A 21,652-nucleotide genomic window follows, 5' to 3' on the forward strand; every position below is an offset into this window, starting at 1 on the left:
TTTTTAGAAATTTATGAAGTATTCTTTATTTTTTATCTTGGATAGCAAAAACACTTTTTAATAAAGTTGAGGTTCTTGCGTTAAGGTTTGTTCTAATATCTTTTTCTTCTACTGCAATCATTTTAAATACACCGTTCATTGCTTGGTTAGTTACATAGTCATTCAAATCTGGATTAACTTTGGTTACCAATGGAATGCTGTTGTATTTTGTAATGATGTTGGTCCAAACTTTATCGGCACCAACTTTACTGAAAGAGTTTCTTACAACGGGGTTGAACTTTGAGTACAATTCCGTAGTGGTCGTGTTCTCGAGATAAGTAGTTGCGGAGTGGTTGTTACCCATTAAAATACCGCGAGCATCGTTAAAAGACATGTTTTGTATAGCGCTTACAAATATAGGAGTAGCTTCTTTTACGGCATCTTCAGCTGCACGATTGATCGCTTTTAACCCTTCGTCTGCAAGGGAACTTAATCCTATTCTACGCAATCCAGTGTCTACTTTTTGTAATTCTGCCGGTAAAATGATTTTTACAGCAGCATTTTTGTAAAATCCATCTGTTGCTGTAAGTTTCGTTACTTGTTTGGTGACACCATTATTCAATGCTTCTTTTAATCCTCCGGCTATGTCTAGACCAGTTGTTCCTTGATTTACTGGTAGTTGATTGGCGATTTGTTGTAATTCTGCACAGCTAGAGAAAGTAATAACAAGTAAAACTAAGAGGACTTTTTTCATTATAAGGTATTTAAGTTTGATTTATTAATTTATAAACGGGTCAAAAATACCATTTAATTCGAGAAGATACAGACATATAGCGAATTGTTTAGTCAAAATAGTTATTGATTCATGACTAGTCCAAAAGCGTCTAAAAATAAGTTTGGCACAATAAATGAATATACTCTAAGCAAATAATCATAAAAATAAAAAACATGAAAAAAATAATTACTCTTTTTGCTATTGTAGGTTTTTTGAGCTTAAGTAGCTGTACTGTTCAAGATAATAATGGTACTACTGTTAATAATACAAAGCCTGCGCAGGCATTTGAAATTAAAAATATTGATTTGAATAAGGTCACATCAAATGAATATAATTTATCTGGAACGTTTAATTTTGAAATTGGCGGTGACCTATTTGATAATGAAACTGTATTAATTTATCGCTTAACCGGAACAGTAAATTCAAGTACACCCATATGGCAATTGATTCCTAGAACGTTGAGCTGGTCAAATGGAGATGTATTGCAATATTATTATGATTTTAGCAAAGTTGATTTTGTTATTACTGCCTACGGGAATTATAATTTACTCAATCGATCGGAGTTTATAGACAATCAAACGTATAGGGTTGTTATTTTGCCTTCAGATTTATTATCCTCTGTTAATGTTGAAAATTACGATGATGTACTTTCTAAAATAAATAGTAAGGATAGTCAAATCCAGATTTTAAAGCTATAATAAGCAATACATAAAAAAAGAATTTGTAAAGACTCTTTTTTTATGTATTACTTTGTCCCTTATTCTTGATTAAGGAGACTATAATGCCAGCAATAAGCGCAAAGGCTATGAAAACTAAAGAACCCCATTCTGGTATGTGGATATAATCATGAGCTAGCATTTTTATACCTACAAAACTTAAAATGGCAATCAGACTATATTCAAGATAACTAAAACGTTCGAGCATATTGGCTAAAAAGAAATACATGGATCGTAAACCAAGAATCGCAAAAATATTTGAACTGAATACTAAAAATGGATCTGAAGTGATGGCTAAAATTGCAGGGACACTATCTAACGCAAAGACAACATCCATTACTTCAATCACTATAAGGGCGACAAATAATGGGGTAGCCGCATTAATGTGTCTTCTCTTTACAAAAAAATGTTCACCATTAATTTCAGTAGTAATGGGAGTAATCTTTCTTAAATAACGGTAAATAAAAGATTTTTTCGGATTGAATTGTGCTTCGTCTTCTTTTGAAAAGAGCATTTTAATAGCTGTATAGACTAGGAATGCTCCAAACAAATAGGTTGTCCAAGTGAATTTATTGATAATAAGAACTCCAAAATAAATCATGGTTCCACGAAAGATAATTGCACCAATAATTCCCCAAAATAACACCCGATGTTGGTATTTTTTCGGAATTTTAAAGGCTGCAAAAATAATGGCGATTACAAAAATATTATCGACGCTCAATGAAAGTTCGATGAGGTAGCCGGTAATATATTTCATTGATGCAACGGCTGGTTTCAATCCGTCGGGGTTGGCTACATAATTGTTTCCATAAAGCCAATAGATAACTCCTGCAAAAACAAAGGACAAAGCAACCCAAATTGCAGTCCATTTACCAGCTTCTTTAGAACTAATTTCGTGAGGTATTTTGTTGAAAATACCAAGGTCTAATGCTAGAAATAATAATATAGCGCTTAAAAAACAAATCCAAACGGTCATAGTAATGATTTTAATAAAAACTCAAAGATACTTTATAGATTCATAATCCTCGTATTCAAAATCGATAAAACATAAACTTCAGAGCAAAAAAAATGCCTTCAAAATAATTGAAGGCATTTTTATATTTATTAAGCATAAATTACAAAGCAGAGTTAACTGTTTTGATAATTCTTGCAGCAATTTTGTATGGATCACCGTTTGATGCTGGTCTTCTGTCTTCCAACCATCCTTTCCATCCTTTTTGTACAACCATTAAAGGTATACGGATAGAACATCCTCTGTCTGAAATTCCATAAGAGAAATCATGGATAGATGCAGTTTCATGTTTACCAGTTAAACGCTCTTCGTTGTGTGCTCCATAAACAGCAATGTGCTCTTTAGTTACAGGGCGGAAAGCTTCACATATTTTCTCAAAAGTTTCTTGAGAACCACATGTTCTTAAAACTTCGTTAGAGAAGTTAGCATGCATACCAGAACCATTCCAGTCAGTATCACCTAGTGGTTTCGGGTGGTATTCAATATAGTAACCATATTTCTCAGTCAAACGATCTAATAAGTATCTAGATACCCAGATTTCATCACCTGCTTTTTTAGCTCCTTTTGCAAACAATTGGTATTCCCATTGTCCTGCTGCAACTTCTTGATTAATACCTTCAAAGTTAAGACCTGCTTCAATACATAGGTCAGCATGTTTTTCAACAATAGCTCTACCGTGAGTGTTTTTACCACCAACTGAACAGTAGTACATACCTTGTGGAGCAGGGTAACCACCAATAGGGAATCCTAATGGCAATAAAGTTTTAGTATCCATGATGAAATATTCTTGTTCAAAACCAAACCAGAAATCAGCATTATCATCATCAATAGTAGCTCTACCATTTGAAGCATGTGGCGTACCATCAGCATTCATAACTTCACACATAACTAAATATCCATTGATACGATCTGGATCAGGGTACATAGCAACTGGTACTAAAAGACAATCAGAAGATCCACCTTCAGCTTGTTTAGTCGATGAACCATCAAAAGACCAATTTCCAATCTCTTCTAATGTTCCTTGAAAGTTTTCATGTTCTTCAACTTTAGTTTTACTTCTTAGGTTTTGAGTTGGTCTATATCCGTCTAACCAAAGGTATTCTAATTTTATCTTAGCCATAATGTTGTAAATTTTTTATGATTTTTAAACAATGCAAATATAAAGATTTTTTTTAAGTGGTGAAAATTAGGGGGTATAAAATGTTCGATTGATACTTATTTTTTTGATTCTGTCAATTTTTATAGGGGATATTTTGGAAATAATCATTTTGAGGGGGTCAAACCAATTATTTTGTAAAAAACAAGGAACTGGCTTGTTCATTATTATCATTACCATTAATTGTTTGTTATCTTTGTGCAAATTATATAGTTCATCTTGAAATAAGTAAATTTTATGTCAACAATTCGTTTTCAGGCTTTAAGAGAAGCTTCAGCAAGGAAACCAGTTCATTTTGAGGAATCTGGAAGAAAATCATCCCTTTTTGGTACTAATGTTTTTAATCAACAAGCAATGAAGCAGTATTTGACTTCAGATGCTTTCAAAGCAGTTCAAAGTGCGATTCAGCACGGAGCTAAAATTGATAGAAAGTTAGCTGATTACATTGCTATGGGAATGAAGGAATGGGCATTATCTAAAGGTGTTACTCATTATACGCATTGGTTTCAACCTTTGACAGGAGCTACTGCTGAGAAACATGATGCTTTTTTTGAGACATCATTTGATGGTACTGAAGCTGTTGAGAAATTTGGTGGTACTCAATTAGTACAGCAAGAACCAGATGCTTCTAGTTTTCCAAATGGAGGTATTCGTAATACGTTTGAAGCTCGAGGCTACACAGCTTGGGACCCGACTTCTCCTGCTTTTATCTTTGGTACTACTTTATGTATTCCAACGGTTTTTATCTCTTATACAGGAGAAGCTTTAGATAATAAAATTCCACTTTTGAGAGCTTTGTCTGCTATTGATGAAGCTGCTACAGAGGTGTGTAAGTATTTTGATAAAAATGTAAAGAAAGTTTCTGCTACTTTGGGTTGGGAACAAGAATATTTCTTGATTGATAAAGCATTGGCCGAATCTCGACCAGATATTATGATGACAGGAAGAACCTTATTAGGTCATACATCTGCCAAAGGACAGCAACTGGATGATCATTATTTTGGAGCTATTCCTACGCGTGCTCTTATCTATATGAGAGATTTGGAGCAAGAATGTATGTTGCTCGGGATTCCTGTGAAAACCCGTCATAATGAAGTAGCGCCCAATCAATTCGAATTTGCACCTATTTTCGAAGAAACCAATTTGGCGGTCGATCACAATTGCTTATTGATGGATGTAATGCAAAAAGTGGCCGAAAGACACCATTTTAAGGTATTACTACATGAGAAACCATTTAAAGGAGTAAACGGTTCGGGAAAACACAACAACTGGTCACTAGCAACAGATACTGGGATTAACTTATTAAGTCCTAGTAAAACGCCAATGACCAATTTGCAGTTTTTGACTTTCTTTATAAATACAATAAAAGCGGTAAACGATTTTGAGCCTTTATTGCGTTCTTCTATTGCGACAGCAGGAAATGATCATAGGTTAGGGGCAAATGAAGCGCCACCGGCAATTATATCAGTTTTCATTGGGCAGCAACTGACGAAGGTCTTGGATGAATTAAAAGAGGTGACTAAAGGGAAATTATCTCCAGAAGAAAAAACCGATTTAAAATTAAATGTAGTAGGTAAGATTCCAGAAGTTATTCTGGACAATACCGATAGAAATAGAACGTCGCCATTTGCTTTTACAGGAAATAAATTTGAATTTCGCGCTGTAGGTTCGTCTGCAAATTGTTCAAATGCCATGACAACTTTAAACACTATTGTTGCCAAACAATTAAAAGATTTCAAAATTGAAGTGGATGCTTTGATTGATGCCAAAGCCATGAAAAAGGATGATGCTATTTTTAATGTTTTGAGAGAATATATCAAGAAATTAAAGAAAATTCTATTTGAGGGAGATGGATACAGTCAGGCTTGGGAAGAAGAAGCAGCTAAAAGAGGATTAAGTAATTTTAAAACTACTCCGGAAGCATTAAAAGCTAAGATTTCAAAACAGGCATTAGAGTTATTCTCAGAAATGGGGATTATGAATCAAATTGAAGTAGAAGCTCGTTACGAGATAGAATTGGAAGATTATGTGAAGAAAATTCAAATTGAGAGCCGTGTTTTGGGTGATATCGCTACCAATCATGTGACTCCAACTGCTATTCGATATCAAAATACTTTGATCGAAAATGTAAAAGGACTGAAAGATATTTTTGGAGCTGAGTTTGAAACAATCGCTAAAGAACAAATTCGATTAATAAGAAATATATCCAAACACATAGAAGGTATTAATTCGAAAGTTGTCGAAATGACGAATGAAAGAAAGAAAGCCAACGTTATGACTGATGCACAACAAATGGCGGAAGCTTACTGCAATAACGTAAAACCTTATTTTGAAATCATTAGAGAGCACTGTGATAAACTGGAGCTTTTGGTTGATAATGAATTATGGACATTAGCAAAATATAGAGAATTATTGTTGACTAAATAATAGTTTTGACTAAATAAAAAAAATGCTTTTCATCATCTTGAGAAGCATTTTTTTTTGGTTTTAGATTTTTTTTTGAACCTTAATGGTGAAAAATCAATTTAATTTAAATTTTAAAAGAAACTATCCCGTAATCCATTGTAATGATTTGTCCTGACATCGATTGTGCTTGATCGGATATCAAAAAATTAGCCATTGACGCAACTTCTTCTGTATTTAAATACCCTTTCATCGGGTGGCGTTCAATCATGTTTTCTTTCATTCGGTCGTTACGTAGTATGTTTGCTGCCAAGGTAGTGTCTGTAATTGTAGGTGCAATAGCATTTACACGTATAGTAGGTGCTAGTTCTGCTCCTAATGATTTTACCAAACCTTCAATAGCGGCTTTTGATGCTGCTACACTCGCATGATAGGGCATTCCTAGCTTTGCTGCAACGGTACTAAATAGAAGGATAGAAGGTTTGTCTCCTTTTTTTAATATTGGTAAATATTTCTGAATCGTTTTGATAGCACCGATTACATTAATTTCAAAGTCGTTTCTAAAGTCATCAAGACTTAGGCTAGTGATTGGTTTTAGGTTAATAGTTCCTGGACAATAAATAATGCTGTCAATATTTTCGATTTCAGGCAGTTCGTCTTTACTAATGTCCGCAGAAAAATGAGTAAGATTTGTATGTATAATTTCAGGAACCGTTCTACTGAGGTTAATTACTTTGTTTTCTTGCAATTGCTGTTTCAAAATAGCATTTCCAATTCCTTTGCTACCGCCAATAATTAGAATGTTTTTCATCTTTTTGATATTTTATTTTGGGTAATTTGTCGCTGTCTGCTGCATTTGAATCTTCCTTCGATGAAAGTTCTAAGTTTGGCATGTTTGGTTTTTCTACCTTGAACTCTAGCTCGCCAACGTTTGAAGCTGGCTGGTTTCAGTTCCTGACGCAGGTGATTAATGACTTCTTGTTCATTCAGTCCAAATTGAATAAATATGGCTTCAAATGTTGTACGGTCTTCCCAAGCCATTTCTATAATCCGATCGCTTTCTATAGAATTTAATGTAGTGCTCATGCTGTTAATTCTTTGTATTGATTAACAACGATTTTTGATTTTAAATCGAAAAGTAAATTGTATAAGCCAAAAAAGGTTCTGTTCATGTAGATAAAATGTTTGGAGCCACGACTACCATTCATTTTTTTAAGATTGGAGTCTTTGGAAAAACGTTCTCCCAATTGTGCAATATTTTCAAAGAAGACGGGATCTGAAAAATCAAATGTTTCCGATTGAAAAGGTTGAGTAAATAGGGAAAGTAAGTCGTAAAACATTTTAGTGAAATACGTTTTTTCTTCTTCACTATCTTCTGGTTTTATGATTTCGAGAAGTGTCAATTTTGTTTCAAAAATAATAGGGTCGTTAATGATTTTTGGATCTATCAATTCGAAATAGGGGATGTAAAAAGATTCTGGAATTATTTTCATGCAGCCAAAATCAATTGCAATTAGTTCGTTTTTTGAATTAATCAAAAAATTACCTGGATGAGGATCAGCATGTACTTTTCTTAAAATATGAATTTGAAACATGTAGAAATCCCATAGTGCTTGCCCGATTTTATCTGCAATAATTTTATCTGTATTTTTAAATTCTGAAAGATGAACACCATCCATCCAGTCCATAGTCAATATTTTATCTGATGAGTATTCTGGGTAATACTGTGGCATAATCAAATTCGGAATGTGTTTACAGGCCAATTCAATTTCTTGACTCTGCTGTAGTTCCAAAGTATAATTCGTTTCTTCTATAAGTTTGTCTTCAACTTCTTTAAAGTATTTGTCGGAGTCTTTTCCTTGTAAGTTGAACATTCTAATTGCTACAGGTTTTACCATTGCCAAATCAGAAGAGATACTATTGGCAACACCTGGGTATTGGATTTTTACGGCTAATTTTTTACCGTTTTTTTTGGCTTGATGTACTTGTCCGATACTTGCTGCATTCACCGAGTTGGCATTGAATTCATCAAAAATCTCATTGGGGTTTTTGCCTAAACTATTTTTGAAAGTCTTTAAAACCAAAGGAGCAGATAGAGGTGGAACAGAAAATTGAGATAATGAAAATTTTTCTACATACGCTTGAGGTAAAAAATTCTTGTCCATGCTCAGCATTTGTGCTACTTTGAGTGCGCTACCTTTTAAATCTTTCAGTCCGTCATAAATATCGGTTGCATTACTTTCGTTTAATTTGTCTTTCGTTAGGTCGGGGTTGATTATTTTTTCACCATAATATTTGATGTAGTTAACACCAACTTTGGCTCCTGTTTGAACTAGTTTTGTTGCTCTTTCTATCTTTGATGTGGGAATGCTGTCTAGTGTCTTCATTACATTTTTTGTATTTTTTCTTTAAAAAGAAATTTGCCAAAATCAATCAAACTATCTATTGGTGCTATGTTCATCAGTTCAAAACTCAGTTTCACTGATTTTTCGATATAAATATCTGTTTTTTCAAAACCAGCGGAATCATCGTCTAACCAGAATTTTAATGTTAGTAAAAACTGAATCCAAGCACTTTCTTGTAGACCTTTGAGCTGAATGTCTTGCGCTTTTTCATGCTTCAATAAATAGGTATCGTCCATGTTTTCGCCAATGAATTTTTTAAGTTCCTTGCGCAAAGGTGCCAATTGTGATAGGTTCTTTAACATGTTTTTATGCTCTTTTAATGTTAATGAAACGTAAGAGCGATTCATAGTCAACATTTCAAAAAAAGTAAAATAAAAGCTCAAAAGCTTATTTTTGGTTTCATATGCTGTAAAAGCAGGATCTTTTTTTATTAGATCAATAGTCTTTGAGAAAAATAAACTAAATATTTCTTTGTCAATTGCTTCAAGTGTTCCAAATTCTTTATAGAAATCAGCTTCATTGATATTGTTTGCTTTAGTGAATAGGTAAACAGATGCTGGTTTTTTACTATTCTCAAGTGTGTAGTCCATATACATGGAGATGATATTTTCTTTATCTGAATTTATATTTGTAGTCGCCATGAGTATGTAAAGTTTAAATTATCTAGTAAAGATATAAAATGTTTAACAAATAAAACAAAAGCTTAAACAAAATATTTGTTAAAATTCATTTTGTATCATAAAGTGACCTGCTTCTTGTAACCTTGCGAAATCTACAATCAAAAATCTATTATTTTTTTTATCTTTGCGCACGCAAACTAGTTGGTCAAAATCACTTACCTAATAACAATCCATGAGTTCAGATACTTCAAAAAGATATGCCCTTCGCGGGGTTTCGGCATCCAAAGAAGATGTGCATAACGCCATAAAAAACATAGATAAAGGATTATTTCCACAAGCATTTTGTAAAATAGTACCCGATTATTTAACTCAGGACGAGGAGTATTGTTTAATTATGCATGCCGATGGAGCTGGAACAAAATCCTCTCTAGCCTATATGTATTGGAAAGAAACAGGTGATTTATCTGTTTGGAAAGGTATCGCTCAAGATGCGTTGATTATGAATATTGACGATTTATTGTGCGTAGGTGCAACCGATAATATTTTACTTTCTTCGACTATTGGCCGAAATAAAAATTTGATTCCAGCTGAAGTTATTTCTGCTATAATCAATGGAACCGAAGAATTAATCAAAGAATTAGCAACTTTTGGAGTAACAATTCATTCTACTGGTGGAGAAACTGCCGATGTGGGAGATATCGTTCGCACTATAATTGTAGATTCTACCGTTACAGCGCGCATGCCACGTAATAAAGTAATTGACAATGCCAATATTAAAGCAGGTGATGTTATTGTAGGTTTGGCTTCATTCGGTCAAGCTTCTTATGAAAAAGGATACAATGGCGGAATGGGAAGTAATGGTTTAACGTCTGCTCGTCATGATGTATTCGGAAAATATTTGGCTACCAAATACCCAGAAAGTTTTGACGCTGCAGTTCCAGACGATTTAATTTATTCCGGACAAGTAAAATTGACTGATACTGTAGAAAATTCACCAATAGATGCAGGACAATTGGTGCTTTCTCCAACACGAACTTATGCACCGATTATCAAAACTATTTTAGACAAATACAATTCAGAAGATATACACGGAATGGTTCACTGTAGTGGTGGAGCACAAACCAAAATCTTGCATTTTGTAAATAATCTACATATTATAAAAGACAATTTGTTTCCAGTACCACCATTATTTCAATTGATTCAGGAGCAATCCAAAACCGATTGGAAAGAGATGTACCAAGTATTCAACTGCGGTCACCGTATGGAAATTTATGTTCCAGAGGCTGTGGCGCAAGATATAATTGCGATTTCAAAATCATTCAATGTGGATGCTCAAATCGTAGGTAGAGTAGAAGTAGCCGATGTGAGAAAATTAACCATCACTAGCGAATACGGTACTTTCGAGTACTAGAATATAGATTCTAAGTGGCTTAGTTTCTAAGTTATTTAGAGTTTTAGCAACTAAGAACCTTAGCAACTTAAAAAAATGTACGAACTCATATTTTGGCAATATCAAGAAGAGGTTTACCTCAATCATCAACTGGTTTATGAAGCTTTAATTGAAGAACAAGCTGTTGAGGGATTAGAAGTTCTCCCGGTGCAAGTGATTCGCAATCGCATTGCTTCAGTTTTTTCTGATTGGGAAAAAGTAGATGAAGACAGTTGGCAAAACCCAAAAGGAAAAGGTGCTTTTCAAGTAAAATCGACTCCAGAAAGTGTTTCTATTGACTGTTACGGTACCCAAGGAAAAACCATGGACAAACTAGTAAGTATCATGGAAGAGTTCAAATGCCCTTTGTTTGATCCACAAATTCCAGCTCGTTACGATGAGTTTTACGAAGACGAGGAATAGGTTCCTCGATTAAAGCTAGGTTTTAGAATTTGAAAATATTTTTATAGAGGTAGAAGATCATGTTTTTTTTTGATCTTCTACTTTTTTTTAATTATATCGCGATTGTTGACATTATAGTTAATGGCGTTTTTATAGAATAAAAAAAAATGAACAGTAATCAAGAGCAACTCATTAAACTCGCGCATACCAAGATGCCTTTTGGGAAATACGAAGGTCGTTTTTTGATTGATTTACCCGAATATTATGTAGTTTGGTACCATAACAAAGGTTTTCCTAAGGGAGAATTGGGGCAACAACTCGAATTGATTTACGAATTAAAACTAAACGGCTTAGAGGAATTGATACGAAATATTAAAAAAAGGTATCCAAAACCAAGGTAAGTAGTTAAATAAATAAAGGTTTTTATAGTAAAAATGAATCTGTTAGGGAATTGGTTATTTTCCAAATTATCTCTTTTTTAAATTAGTATAATCCCAATTTATAATCGTATTTTTGCATCGTTTTTTATACAATTCAATACAAATCATAACAGAATGAATCAAACGAAATATATTTTTGTTACAGGTGGTGTGACTTCTTCATTAGGAAAAGGAATTATCGCGGCATCATTAGCAAAATTGTTACAAGCCAGAGGATACCGTACAACAATTCAGAAGTTTGATCCTTATTTGAATGTGGATCCAGGGACCCTAAATCCTTATGAGCACGGAGAATGTTATGTAACCGATGATGGAGCTGAAACCGATTTGGATTTAGGTCACTATGAGCGTTTTTTGAACGTTCCTACTTCTCAAGCTAATAATGTAACGACTGGTAGAATTTACCTTTCGGTTATTGAAAAAGAACGAAGAGGTGAGTTTCTTGGGAAAACCGTACAAGTGGTACCGCATATCACCAACGAAATTAAAGATAGAATGCAATTGCTAGGTAAATCAGGCGATTATGATATTGTGATTACCGAAATTGGAGGAACTGTAGGAGATATTGAATCGCTACCTTATATTGAGTCTGTGCGTCAACTAGTTTGGGATATGGGTGAGAATAATGCTATTGTGATTCATTTAACCCTAGTACCCTATTTGGCTGCTGCAGGAGAATTAAAAACAAAACCAACACAACACTCTGTGAAAACATTGATGGAAAGCGGAATCAAGGCCGACATCTTAGTTTGTAGAACAGAACATGAAATTTCAAATGAAATTCGTAATAAACTAGCTTTATTTTGTAATGTAAAAAGAGAAGCGGTTATTCAATCAATCGATGCTTCTACTATTTACGAAGTGCCAAATTTAATGCTTGAAGAAGGGTTGGATATTGTTGCTTTAAGAAAATTAGATTTACCTAAAAAAACAGCTCCAGATTTAAAAACTTGGAATACTTTTTTGAAAAGAATAAAAAACCCAAAACATACTGTTAATATAGGATTGATTGGGAAATATGTTGAGATGCAAGACTGCTACAAGTCAATTTTGGAAGCATTTATCCACGCAGGTGCTACAAATGAAACCAAAGTAAATGTAATCTCTATTCACTCAGAACACATTAATGAAGATAATATCGCTGAGAAATTCAAAGATTTAGACGGAATTCTTGTTGCTCCTGGTTTTGGAGAAAGAGGGATCGAAGGGAAAATTGCTGCGGTACGTTTTGCACGTGAAAACAATATGCCATTCTTTGGTATTTGTTTAGGGATGCAAATGTCGGTTATTGAGTACTCAAGAAATGTATTAGGATTAGCAGAAGCCAATTCAACCGAAATGAATACTGATACGCTAGATCCTGTTGTGAATTTGATGGAAAGTCAGAAAACAGTAACGGAGAAAGGTGGAACGATGCGTCTTGGAGCTTGGAAATGTGAAGTCAAGCCAGATACATTAGCATACAAAATTTACGGACAAACGACAATTTCAGAACGTCACCGTCATCGTTATGAATTCAATAATGACTATTTAGAAACACTTGAAATGGCAGGATTGAAAGCTTCGGGTATAAATCCAGATACAGGATTGGTTGAAATTGTTGAGATTGAAAATCACCCTTTCTTTATCGGAGTGCAATACCATCCAGAATACAAAAGTACAGTGGTTAATCCACACCCACTTTTTGTAAGTTTTGTTGCTGCTGCAGTACAAGCAAAAAAGAAATAATGACCAAAACTTCCGTTTCTACATCTAGAAACGGAATTTTTATATTTTAAACATTTTTAAAAATTATAATGGAAGAAAAAAAATTTGACCCCAATTCGTTAATCGGTTTTATATTGATATTTGGAATTTTAATTTGGATAATGTACCAAAACAGACCAGATGAAGCTCAAATTGCGGCAGAAAATGCACAAAAAGAATTGGTTGCTAAAGAAACTAGTAAAGCAAGTGAAGCGGCTAAAACAACTACTATAGCAGCAGCAGTTGTAGTACCTGGAGATACGTTACAAGTGGCAAAATTGCAAAAGTCGTTAGGTAGTTTTGCTTATTCAGCAACATTGCCTTCTGCAACAGCTTCTTATACTACAATCGAAAATAAATTAGTTACTTTAAAAATCGCAAATAAAGGTGGTTTTATCGTTGAAGCATCTTTGAAAGATTTTACAAGATTCAAAAAAGATTCAGGTCAATTAGTGGAGTTGATTAAGGATAATAATTCGAGTTTAAATATTCAATTATTTACCAAGGATAACCATACTTTAAATACTAAAGATTTATTTTTTGAACCAACATTAACCAAAAATGGAGAGGATCAAATTCTTTCTATGCGTTTAAAATCAGCAGACAATTCATATTTAGAATATAAATATGTATTGAAAGTGGATAATTATATGTTGGATTTCGAAATCCAATCACAAGGTTTAAGTAGTGCTTTGGTAACCAATAAACCTTTGAACTTAGAGTGGGACTTAAAAACCTATGCTAACGAAAAAAGTATTACCTATGAAAATCGTTATGCTGAATTGTATTTTGAATACGAAGACGGTAAAACTGATTACTTAGGTCAGGGGACTGATAAAACGGATAATCCCGAAAAAGTTTCATATATCGCTTTCAAGCAGCATTTTTTCTCTTCTATATTATTGAGTGATCAGCCGTTTACAACAGCAGAATTATACTCGAATAATTTAGTGAAAGATCAAGTAGTCGATACTACTTTTACAAAGCAATTTAAGGCTACTGTGCCTTTGGCTTTTAAAAATGGTGAAATAGACCAAAAAATGAACTGGTATTTTGGTCCTACAGATTATAAATTATTAAAATCTTACGACAAAAACCTAGAAGCTATCGTGCCACTTGGATGGGGAATCTTTGGGTTCATCAACCGACATGCATTCATTCCGCTTTATGGTTTCTTAAGTACGTTCATGGCACAAGGATGGGCGATTATTTTATTTACAATTTTAATCAAATTGTTGATGTCTCCGGTAACTTACAAATCATTTTTGTCGCAAGCAAAAATGAAGGTGTTAAAACCGGAAATTGCAGAATTGGGTGTTAAATATAGCAAAGACCCAATGAAAAAGCAACAAGAAACAATGAAGTTGTACAACAAAGCCGGGGTGAATCCAATGGCAGGTTGTATACCTGGTTTGCTACAAATGCCCGTCTTCTATGCCTTATTTCAGTTTTTTCCATCTGCGATAGTGTTGAGACAAAAACCATTTCTTTGGGCAAACGATTTATCATCATTTGATTCAGTTTACGAATTGCCTTTCCGTATCCCTGCTTACGGAAACCACATTAGTTTATTCCCGATTTTAGCTTCAATTGCTATTTTCTTTTATATGAAATTGACCACGGGCGACCAACAAATGGCTGCTCCAACGCAAGAAGGAATGCCTGATATGGCGAAGATGATGAAAATAATGATCTATATTTCACCATTGATGATGTTGTTTTTCTTCAACAGTTATGCTTCAGGATTGAGTTTGTATTACTTTATTTCCAACTTAATCTCAATCGGACTGTTATTGGTAATCAAGAATTACATTGTGGACGAAGATAAAATTCATGCTCAAATTCAAGAAAATAAAAAGAAGGAACCGAAAAAACCAAGTAAGTTTCAACAGAAACTGCAAGATGTAATGGCACAACAAGAAGCCATGAAAGCAGAGCAAAAAAAGAAATAATACAATCAAAAAAATCTCGTTCATTCGGGATTTTTTTGTTTTAAGTGTGTAAAATATTTAATTTTAAATTGCATTATAAGAGGGTAGATTGTAGAGAGTCAGCTAGCTTGTCTCTTTTTTTATGAAGTGCCTAATCCTGCTGTCCACTTGTAGCCCTCATTCAATAAGTTTTTTTCATTTGGTCATGGTAGGAGCTTCCTTTGGTCGCTCTACCATTCCTACGAAAAATAACTTTTTTCATTCGGGGTTACCGTTTCCATCAGGGGCAGTTGCATTGCTAGTAGCAATATTTTTATAATTAGAAGTTTTATCTTTTTAATACCATAACAAATGAAAGCAGTACATCGAATTATTTTTATGTTTATCATCACAAGTTTTGCCTTACAAGGTCAAACAAAGGTGAATCAACTTGAAACCACTGGTCAAAAAGACGGGTTGTGGAAAGGTATTTATCAAGAATCCAAAAGACCCAAATATGAAGGAACTTTTGCGCATGGGAAAGAAATTGGAATGTTTAAATTCTTTGACGACACCAAACTAGGTTCGGTAATTGCTAGCCGTGATTTTACAGCAGGAGACGGTAGTGCTTACACTATATTTTATGACCAAGTTAAAAATAAAGTCAGTGAAGGAAAAGTGTTAAACAAACAGTTTGAAGGTATTTGGAAATATTACCATCAAGCCTCTCCTATGGTGATGACCACCGAAATTTATAAAAACGGAAAATTAGACGGTTTACGTTCAGTCTATTATTTAAGTGGGAAACTTGCGGAAGTAACCAATTATAAAAATGGTGTCAAAGATGGAGTTTATAAAAAATATTCAGAAAACGAAATCGTATTAGAAGAAGCTACTTATCTAGCCGATGAATACAACGGCTTGGCGACTTACAAAGAAGCTGATGGTAAAATGGTCTCTCAAGGAAAGTTTCTCAAAGGGAAGAAAGTCGGTGTTTGGCAATTTTTTGAAGATGGAAAGTTAAAAAAAGAGATCAATATGAGTGTACCTTCAGTAGCAAAGGGTAGTAAAAGTAAATAATAGAGTAGTAGAAAAGGTTGGTTTCATTTCCTTATTCGTTTCAAGAAGTTTTTGTTGTTCTTATATAGGTAAGAAATTTTTATTTTTCATGCACTATTTTGATTCTGTTCGTATTTTAATGTGGTGGTATTAGCTCCATGTTATTTGGTGTTTTTACAAGAATAGAAATTTGTATTTAGGGCAAATAGTTGTAGTGACTTTTTCATGTGTTAAACAGTTAGTCTATTCTTTGTAAAGAGGTAGGTCAAGTTGTACTTATATCTGTTTATAATAAATATTAAACAGTGTAGAGGCTAAAATTTTGCCTCTAGGATGGTTATACAGTTATTTAAGCTACTTCCGAATTAACAATAGATAAACAAGATAACCATTAAAAACATTGTATCTTTGCACCCTCATAAAAAATGCAGGAAATAATGAAACGTGTCGTAGTAGGTCTTTCAGGAGGAGTTGATTCAAGTGTAGCAGCATATTTGTTGCAGCAACAAGGATATGAAGTGATTGGGTTGTTCATGAAGAATTGGCACGACGATTCTGTTACAATTTCCAACGATTGTCCTTGGTTAGAGGATAGTAACGATGCCTTGCTAGTAGCTGAGAAACTAGGTATTCCTTTTCAAACTGTAGATCTAAGCGAAGAATACAAAGAAAAAATTGTAGACTATATGTTCAATGAATACGAAAAAGGACGTACTCCAAATCCTGACGTACTTTGTAACCGTGAAATTAAGTTTGATGTTTTTATGAAAATCGCCTTGAGTCTCGGGGCAGATTATGTGGCTACAGGTCATTATTGCAGAAAATCCGAAATTGTAGTTAACGGAGAAACCATTTATCAATTGCAAGCAGGAGCAGATAACAATAAAGATCAATCCTATTTTCTTTGTCAGTTATCGCAAGAGCAGTTGTCCAAAGCTTTATTTCCTATTGGAGAATTAACAAAACCAGAAGTCCGTGTAATTGCTGCCGAAATGGAGCTTGTTACTGCCGAAAAGAAAGACTCACAAGGTTTGTGCTTTATAGGGAAAGTACGTCTGCCAGAATTTTTGCAACAAAAATTACAACCAAAGGAGGGATTAATTATTCAAATTGATGCTTTAGATCCAATTTATGCTTTAGAAAAAAAATCAAATGCAACAGCCGATGAGGTATTAGTTGATGCATCCAATAAAATACTTTATAAACCAACAATGGGTAAGGTGGTAGGCAAGCATCAAGGAGCTCATTATTTTACGGTAGGACAACGCAAAGGATTGAATGTAGGAGGAACTAAAGAAGCTTTATTTGTCATTGCTACCAATGTAGAAACCAATACTATTTATACTGGAATGGGAGCACATCACCCAGGTTTATTTAGATCTGCTTTGTTTGTAGAACAGCCCGAAGTACACTGGATTCGACAAGATTTAGTTTTGAAAGTTGGGGAAACTCGTGACGTCATGGCACGCATTCGATATAGGCAACCTTTGCAAGCAGCAACTTTACACCAACTCGAGAACGGAATGTATATTTCTTTTGATCAGCCACAGTCGGCGATTACCGAAGGGCAGTTTGTAGCATGGCATGAGGGGGAAGAATTGCTAGGCTCTGGTGTTATTTCTTGATTTTTTACAATATCTTAAAAAAATAACAATATTATTTTTACTATCAGAATAAAAAAACGAACAATTAGTGTTTATTTACTATATTTGACATTACACACTATTTGTCAAAATTGAAAAAGTTTATTTCTATATTGTTGTTTTTTATTTCTCTGACCGCTCTTTCTCAGGAAGATGCGTGGGTGTATTTTAATGCTAAAGCAAACGAAAAATCTTATTATGATGTACCGTTAAAAATGCTCAATCAAAGAGCCATTGACCGCCGTATTAATCAAAGTATAGCATTGGATTTTAAAGATATTCCTATTAATCCATTGTTTGTTTCGCAAATAAAAGCAACAGTAGGAATTACTGTTATGGCTAAATCCAAATGGTTGAATGCCTTACATGTTCAAGGGTCATTCGATGCCATTATTGCTTTGAAATCGTTAGATTTTGTACAAAAGGTTAGTTTTGCCAACAAAGCATTAAATAGTACTCTGGCTTCTTCCAAAACATCAAAAAAAGTAAAACAGAAAAAAACACTTCTTTTCAAAGATTCTAAAATTAACTATGCTTACGGAAACTCAGACAACCAAATAAAAATGCTCAAAGGTGATTATGTACACCAACAAAATTATACGGGCTCTGGTAAGATTATCGCCATCATAGATGCTGGTTTTCCTGGAGTGAATACTGCACAGCCTTTTCAACGACTACGTGACAATAATAAAATACTTGGTGGCTATAATTTTGTAGGTCGAAATGATAATTTCTATGCAGGGGACCATCATGGTACTTACGTATTGTCGAGTATGGGGGGCTACAAAGAAAATGCTTTGGTAGGTACAGCACCAGATGCTTCTTATTATTTGTTTATTACAGAAGACAACACACAAGAAAGTCCAGTGGAGCAATCTTATTGGGTGGAAGCTGCAGAAAAAGCCGATAGTTTGGGGGTAGATGTGATTAGCTCTTCATTAGGATACATGAACGGACACACCAATCCAAATTACGATTTGACATACGCAGATATGACAGGAGATGCTACTTTTATTTCAAAAGGTGCAAATATCGCTTTCTCTAGAGGAATGGTTGTTGTGGTGTCTGCTGGAAATGAAGGAACAGAATCGGAACCGCACATTGGTGCTCCTGCAGATGCTTTTTCGGTGATTTCAGTAGGTGCAGTTACTGCTGCAAGAGAACGGGCTAGTTTTAGTTCCATTGGTCCATCATACGATGGGCGGGTGAAACCAGACGTCATGGCACAAGGGCAAGCGGATGTACTTTCAGACGAGAATGGAAACATAGTTTCAGCTAGTGGAACTTCATTTTCGGGACCTATTATGGCCGGAATGGTAGCTTGTATCTGGCAAGCATTCCCTAATAAAACTAACCAGCAAATAAAAGACCTTATTTTAACTTCATCTGATAAATTTACTTCACCAACGCCTGAATATGGTTACGGAATACCCAATTTTAATTTAGCATTAGGTATTCAATTGCCTGATCTTTTTGCAACAAATCAAGACGTTAATTTATATCCCAATCCTACAACAAGTTTTGTACGTATTTCATTTCCAGCAACCATGAAGGACGGGCGTGTTGTGTTTTATTCCGTTGTTGGGAGCAAAGTGTTGGAGCAGAATAATTTAGTGCCAGAGCAATCCGTTTCTTTGGAAACCTTAGCTTCTGGAACCTATTATTATAAATTAGATTTCGACACCTATACCAAATCAGGTAAAATTATAAAACTATAATTTTGATTTCTGTAAAGTTACTTTCCTTTTTAATATCTTCGTTATTCCAAGAAGAGTACTAATACAGTCGAATAGTGTATGGCAATCATGAAAATATCTCCAATAAAATTAAGTTTTCTACTGTTCTTTTTAAGTTTTAGTTTGCACCAATTGTATGGCCAGTCCTATAAATTTACTACATCAGGAGTAAGTGTTTTAGAGAAAAACGAAAGAGGGAAATGGGGTGAATGGTCCAATTTAGAATTAGTCAATTTGGTAGTTAATTTAGACACTAACAAAAAACGAATTGTGGTTTATTCACGCATTATACAAGTGTATGATATACTCAAATTTGTGCCGGCAGAAGAAAATAAAACTGATATTGTCTATACTTTTATATGCAAAAATATAGATGGGGAAGAATGTACACTTTCTATTATCACCCGAAAAAATCAAGATAACCGCAAGCAATTGTATATCAATTATGGTAATCGAATTATTCTTTATAATATTTTCAATGCTTAGAGAATGTAGTTGATTATTTGGGCTACTGATAGCTGTCGGGACTACGAGTCAGGTTTTTATACAGTATTTTTTGGACTTAAAAAAAGGATTGAAAAGGATCTAATTGTAACCGCTCACGCGCCTATGATAGCAATTCAAGTTTTGTAAAAGGGAAAATATATAAATATAATAATGAAGAATTTACTTTTATTATTTACTGCTTTAATTTTTGTTAGATCGTCTAGTCAAAATAAAAAATTTGTTATTTCAACTGTTGATATTACAAATTATTGGCAAGCCTACGATAGTATTCAGTGTACAACGGATAGAACCAAACAGTTGCGCTTTGTTCAAGAAATCTATTTAGATAAAGCATCAAAGGGAGAAAAAGACTTTATGGAATCTAGAAATCATAGTCCAGAACTTTTTTTAAATAATATTTTAAATTATCCTAAATTTTGGATTTCTCTTAGACCGTTGACTGCTCAAATTCAAGGGAAAAGGAAAGAGATAGAAAAAGTAATGACTAGATTTGCAAACCTTTATCCTAGTTTTAAACAACCAGATATTTATTTTACAATTGGCTGTTTAAATTCTGGAGGAACAACAGAAATAGCTGAGATTTTGATAGGATCAGAAATAGCCTGTTCAACTGCTGCTGTAGATGCCTCAGAACTCAGTTCGTGGCATCAATCAATGTTCAATTCGAATGGCGATATCGTTAATCTGGTGGCTCATGAGGCCGGACATACGCAACAAAAAGGGGGTGACTATGAAAATGATGAAAATTCAAACCTATTAGGGAAATGTATTAAAGAAGGATCATGCGATTTTATATCAGAATTAGTAGTACAAAAACCAGTGAACTCTCCTTATATGGAATATGGAAATGCACATGAAGAGGAAATTTGGAGATTATTTCAACTAGAGATGTTAGGGCAAAATACAAAAAACTGGTTGTATAATGGGGATGATGCTCCAAATGGTATAGCAGACTTGGGATATTTCATTGGATATAAAATTTGCAAATCATACTATGAGTCTGAAAAGGATAAAAAGAAGGCTTTAAAGGAAATAATTGAATTGGAGTATACGCCAGAAAGTGTGATGCAATTTTTTGTTCTATCTCAAAGGAGCAAAAATAGCAATCGGTAAATGTTATCGTAAATAGTGCCTAGTTTTACGAAAAATAACTTGATTTATTTTCTATCCAAAAAAGCTTATAATGTAATTATTCTGTTTTTTCTTTTTATAATTGAAAGATTAACTATTCTTATAATAAGCTAATCGATGTCCTTAATAAACTCGTCATACTCATTATAAAAAAGCTCCAAAGCATTCATTTTTTCGAAAAAAAAATCAAAAATAGCATCCCAGTGGTAACGGTTACTAAAACCTACACCTTGTTTTTCAACCCAAATTCGGCTGATGGTTTTGCCACTTTCAAGCACATATTCTTTTTCGAAGACTAAATCTTTTATAAATTCTTCTTCTAGGATATTTTTTAGGGCTTCAATTTTTTCAAAATAGGAGGTACGCTTTTCTGCACTGCGTTGTTCAATGTCAATTAATACTTGTGCTTTTTTGTTGTCTACAAAAAATTTGAATGAAAAATCCTTGATCTTAGTATCGTATAAAATCCATTTTCGAGGATATTTATCGGCAAAACTAACCCAGAATTCTCTTTTTATCTTTTGTGACTCTACTTTACTATACATTTTTTGTGCGTTTTGATTCTAGAAAATTTGTAAACAGT

20 protein-coding genes are annotated in these 21,652 nt (G+C 33.9%); 12 read left to right on the forward strand and 8 right to left on the reverse strand.

From position 1 onward, the window contains the following. Nucleotides 1-25 precede the first annotated feature (25 nt). Nucleotides 26-733 carry a DUF4197 domain-containing protein gene (locus tag M2326_RS07625; protein ID WP_264618968.1) on the reverse strand — a complete coding sequence of 236 codons (708 nt, stop codon included), beginning with the start codon at nucleotides 731-733 and terminating at the stop codon, nucleotides 26-28. A gap of 194 nt (nucleotides 734-927) precedes the next feature. Between M2326_RS07625 and M2326_RS07630 the strand changes: the two genes are divergently transcribed. Beyond that, nucleotides 928-1,452 carry a hypothetical protein gene (locus M2326_RS07630; protein WP_264618969.1) on the forward strand — a complete coding sequence of 175 codons (525 nt, stop codon included), beginning with the start codon at nucleotides 928-930 and terminating at the stop codon, nucleotides 1,450-1,452. 40 nt (nucleotides 1,453-1,492) lie between these two features. Here the strand turns inward: M2326_RS07630 and M2326_RS07635 are convergent, their stop codons facing one another. Together M2326_RS07635 and M2326_RS07640 are read right to left on the reverse strand one after the other, a co-directional pair. Further along, a complete protein-coding gene (locus M2326_RS07635; RefSeq protein WP_264618970.1) occupies nucleotides 1,493-2,446 on the reverse strand; it encodes a TerC family protein in 954 nt (317 codons plus the stop codon). A 139-nt stretch (nucleotides 2,447-2,585) separates the two neighbouring features. Continuing rightward, nucleotides 2,586-3,602 carry a glutamine synthetase beta-grasp domain-containing protein gene (locus M2326_RS07640; RefSeq protein WP_264618971.1) on the reverse strand — a complete coding sequence of 339 codons (1,017 nt, stop codon included), beginning with the start codon at nucleotides 3,600-3,602 and terminating at the stop codon, nucleotides 2,586-2,588. Between the two features lie 273 nt (nucleotides 3,603-3,875). Here M2326_RS07640 and M2326_RS07645 point away from each other — a divergent pair, with 273 nt between their 5' ends. Then, on the forward strand, nucleotides 3,876-6,065 hold the full coding sequence (locus tag M2326_RS07645) for a glutamine synthetase III family protein (protein ID WP_264618972.1): 2,190 nt from the start codon (nucleotides 3,876-3,878) through the stop codon (nucleotides 6,063-6,065). A gap of 103 nt (nucleotides 6,066-6,168) precedes the next feature. Here the strand turns inward: M2326_RS07645 and M2326_RS07650 are convergent, their stop codons facing one another. Genes M2326_RS07650 through M2326_RS07665 form a run of 4 tightly spaced genes read right to left on the reverse strand, consistent with a single transcriptional unit; the run spans nucleotide 6,169 to nucleotide 9,087 of the window. Next, entirely contained in the window at nucleotides 6,169-6,852 is a 684-nt protein-coding gene (locus tag M2326_RS07650; protein WP_264618973.1) for an SDR family NAD(P)-dependent oxidoreductase, read from the reverse strand. Beyond that, nucleotides 6,849-7,127 (reverse strand): TIGR03643 family protein, encoded by a 279-nt coding sequence (locus M2326_RS07655; protein WP_264618974.1) that lies wholly within the window; start codon nucleotides 7,125-7,127, stop codon nucleotides 6,849-6,851. Before M2326_RS07655 ends, M2326_RS07650 begins: the two co-directional genes overlap by 4 nt. Continuing rightward, nucleotides 7,124-8,428, reverse strand: coding sequence for an ABC1 kinase family protein (locus M2326_RS07660; RefSeq protein ID WP_264618975.1), 1,305 nt, complete (start codon nucleotides 8,426-8,428; stop codon nucleotides 7,124-7,126). Before M2326_RS07660 ends, M2326_RS07655 begins: the two co-directional genes overlap by 4 nt. After that, nucleotides 8,428-9,087, reverse strand: a complete 660-nt coding sequence (locus tag M2326_RS07665; RefSeq protein WP_264618976.1) for a TetR family transcriptional regulator C-terminal domain-containing protein — start codon at nucleotides 9,085-9,087, stop codon at nucleotides 8,428-8,430. Before M2326_RS07665 ends, M2326_RS07660 begins: the two co-directional genes overlap by 1 nt. 211 nt (nucleotides 9,088-9,298) lie before the next feature. On the opposite strand from M2326_RS07665, the gene M2326_RS07670 reads away from it, so the two are divergent. The 10 genes from M2326_RS07670 to M2326_RS07715 all read left to right on the forward strand — a co-directional run bounded on the left by M2326_RS07670 (nucleotide 9,299) and on the right by M2326_RS07715 (nucleotide 21,051). Beyond that, nucleotides 9,299-10,477, forward strand: coding sequence for an AIR synthase related protein (locus tag M2326_RS07670; RefSeq protein ID WP_264618977.1), 1,179 nt, complete (start codon nucleotides 9,299-9,301; stop codon nucleotides 10,475-10,477). Nucleotides 10,478-10,552: 75 nt separating this feature from the next. Next, nucleotides 10,553-10,918, forward strand: a complete 366-nt coding sequence (locus M2326_RS07675) for a hypothetical protein (RefSeq protein WP_264618978.1) — start codon at nucleotides 10,553-10,555, stop codon at nucleotides 10,916-10,918. A 146-nt stretch (nucleotides 10,919-11,064) separates the two neighbouring features. Continuing rightward, nucleotides 11,065-11,298: a DUF3820 family protein gene (locus M2326_RS07680; protein ID WP_264618979.1), complete on the forward strand. Its 234-nt coding sequence runs from the start codon at nucleotides 11,065-11,067 to the stop codon at nucleotides 11,296-11,298. A 153-nt stretch (nucleotides 11,299-11,451) separates the two neighbouring features. Continuing rightward, a complete protein-coding gene (locus M2326_RS07685; protein WP_264618980.1) occupies nucleotides 11,452-13,065 on the forward strand; it encodes a CTP synthase in 1,614 nt (537 codons plus the stop codon). A gap of 68 nt (nucleotides 13,066-13,133) precedes the next feature. Continuing rightward, nucleotides 13,134-15,035 (forward strand): membrane protein insertase YidC, encoded by a 1,902-nt coding sequence (gene yidC, locus M2326_RS07690; protein WP_264618981.1) that lies wholly within the window; start codon nucleotides 13,134-13,136, stop codon nucleotides 15,033-15,035. Between the two features lie 330 nt (nucleotides 15,036-15,365). Further along, on the forward strand, nucleotides 15,366-16,073 hold the full coding sequence (locus tag M2326_RS07695) for a toxin-antitoxin system YwqK family antitoxin (protein ID WP_264618982.1): 708 nt from the start codon (nucleotides 15,366-15,368) through the stop codon (nucleotides 16,071-16,073). 416 nt (nucleotides 16,074-16,489) lie between these two features. Next, nucleotides 16,490-17,677, forward strand: a complete 1,188-nt coding sequence (gene mnmA / locus M2326_RS07700) for a tRNA 2-thiouridine(34) synthase MnmA (protein ID WP_264618983.1) — start codon at nucleotides 16,490-16,492, stop codon at nucleotides 17,675-17,677. Between the two features lie 110 nt (nucleotides 17,678-17,787). Next, nucleotides 17,788-19,413, forward strand: a complete 1,626-nt coding sequence (locus tag M2326_RS07705; protein ID WP_264618984.1) for a S8 family serine peptidase — start codon at nucleotides 17,788-17,790, stop codon at nucleotides 19,411-19,413. A gap of 78 nt (nucleotides 19,414-19,491) precedes the next feature. Next, a complete protein-coding gene (locus M2326_RS07710; RefSeq protein ID WP_319800827.1) occupies nucleotides 19,492-19,917 on the forward strand; it encodes a hypothetical protein in 426 nt (141 codons plus the stop codon). A gap of 171 nt (nucleotides 19,918-20,088) precedes the next feature. After that, on the forward strand, nucleotides 20,089-21,051 hold the full coding sequence (locus tag M2326_RS07715; protein ID WP_264618985.1) for a gliding motility protein GldB-related protein: 963 nt from the start codon (nucleotides 20,089-20,091) through the stop codon (nucleotides 21,049-21,051). Between the two features lie 128 nt (nucleotides 21,052-21,179). Here the strand turns inward: M2326_RS07715 and M2326_RS07720 are convergent, their stop codons facing one another. Then, on the reverse strand, nucleotides 21,180-21,614 hold the full coding sequence (locus M2326_RS07720; RefSeq protein WP_264618986.1) for a DUF4268 domain-containing protein: 435 nt from the start codon (nucleotides 21,612-21,614) through the stop codon (nucleotides 21,180-21,182). Between the last annotated feature and the right edge of the window lie 38 nt (nucleotides 21,615-21,652).

The organism is Flavobacterium psychraerolatum, assembly GCF_025960985.1.
Lineage (GTDB): Bacteria > Bacteroidota > Bacteroidia > Flavobacteriales > Flavobacteriaceae > Flavobacterium.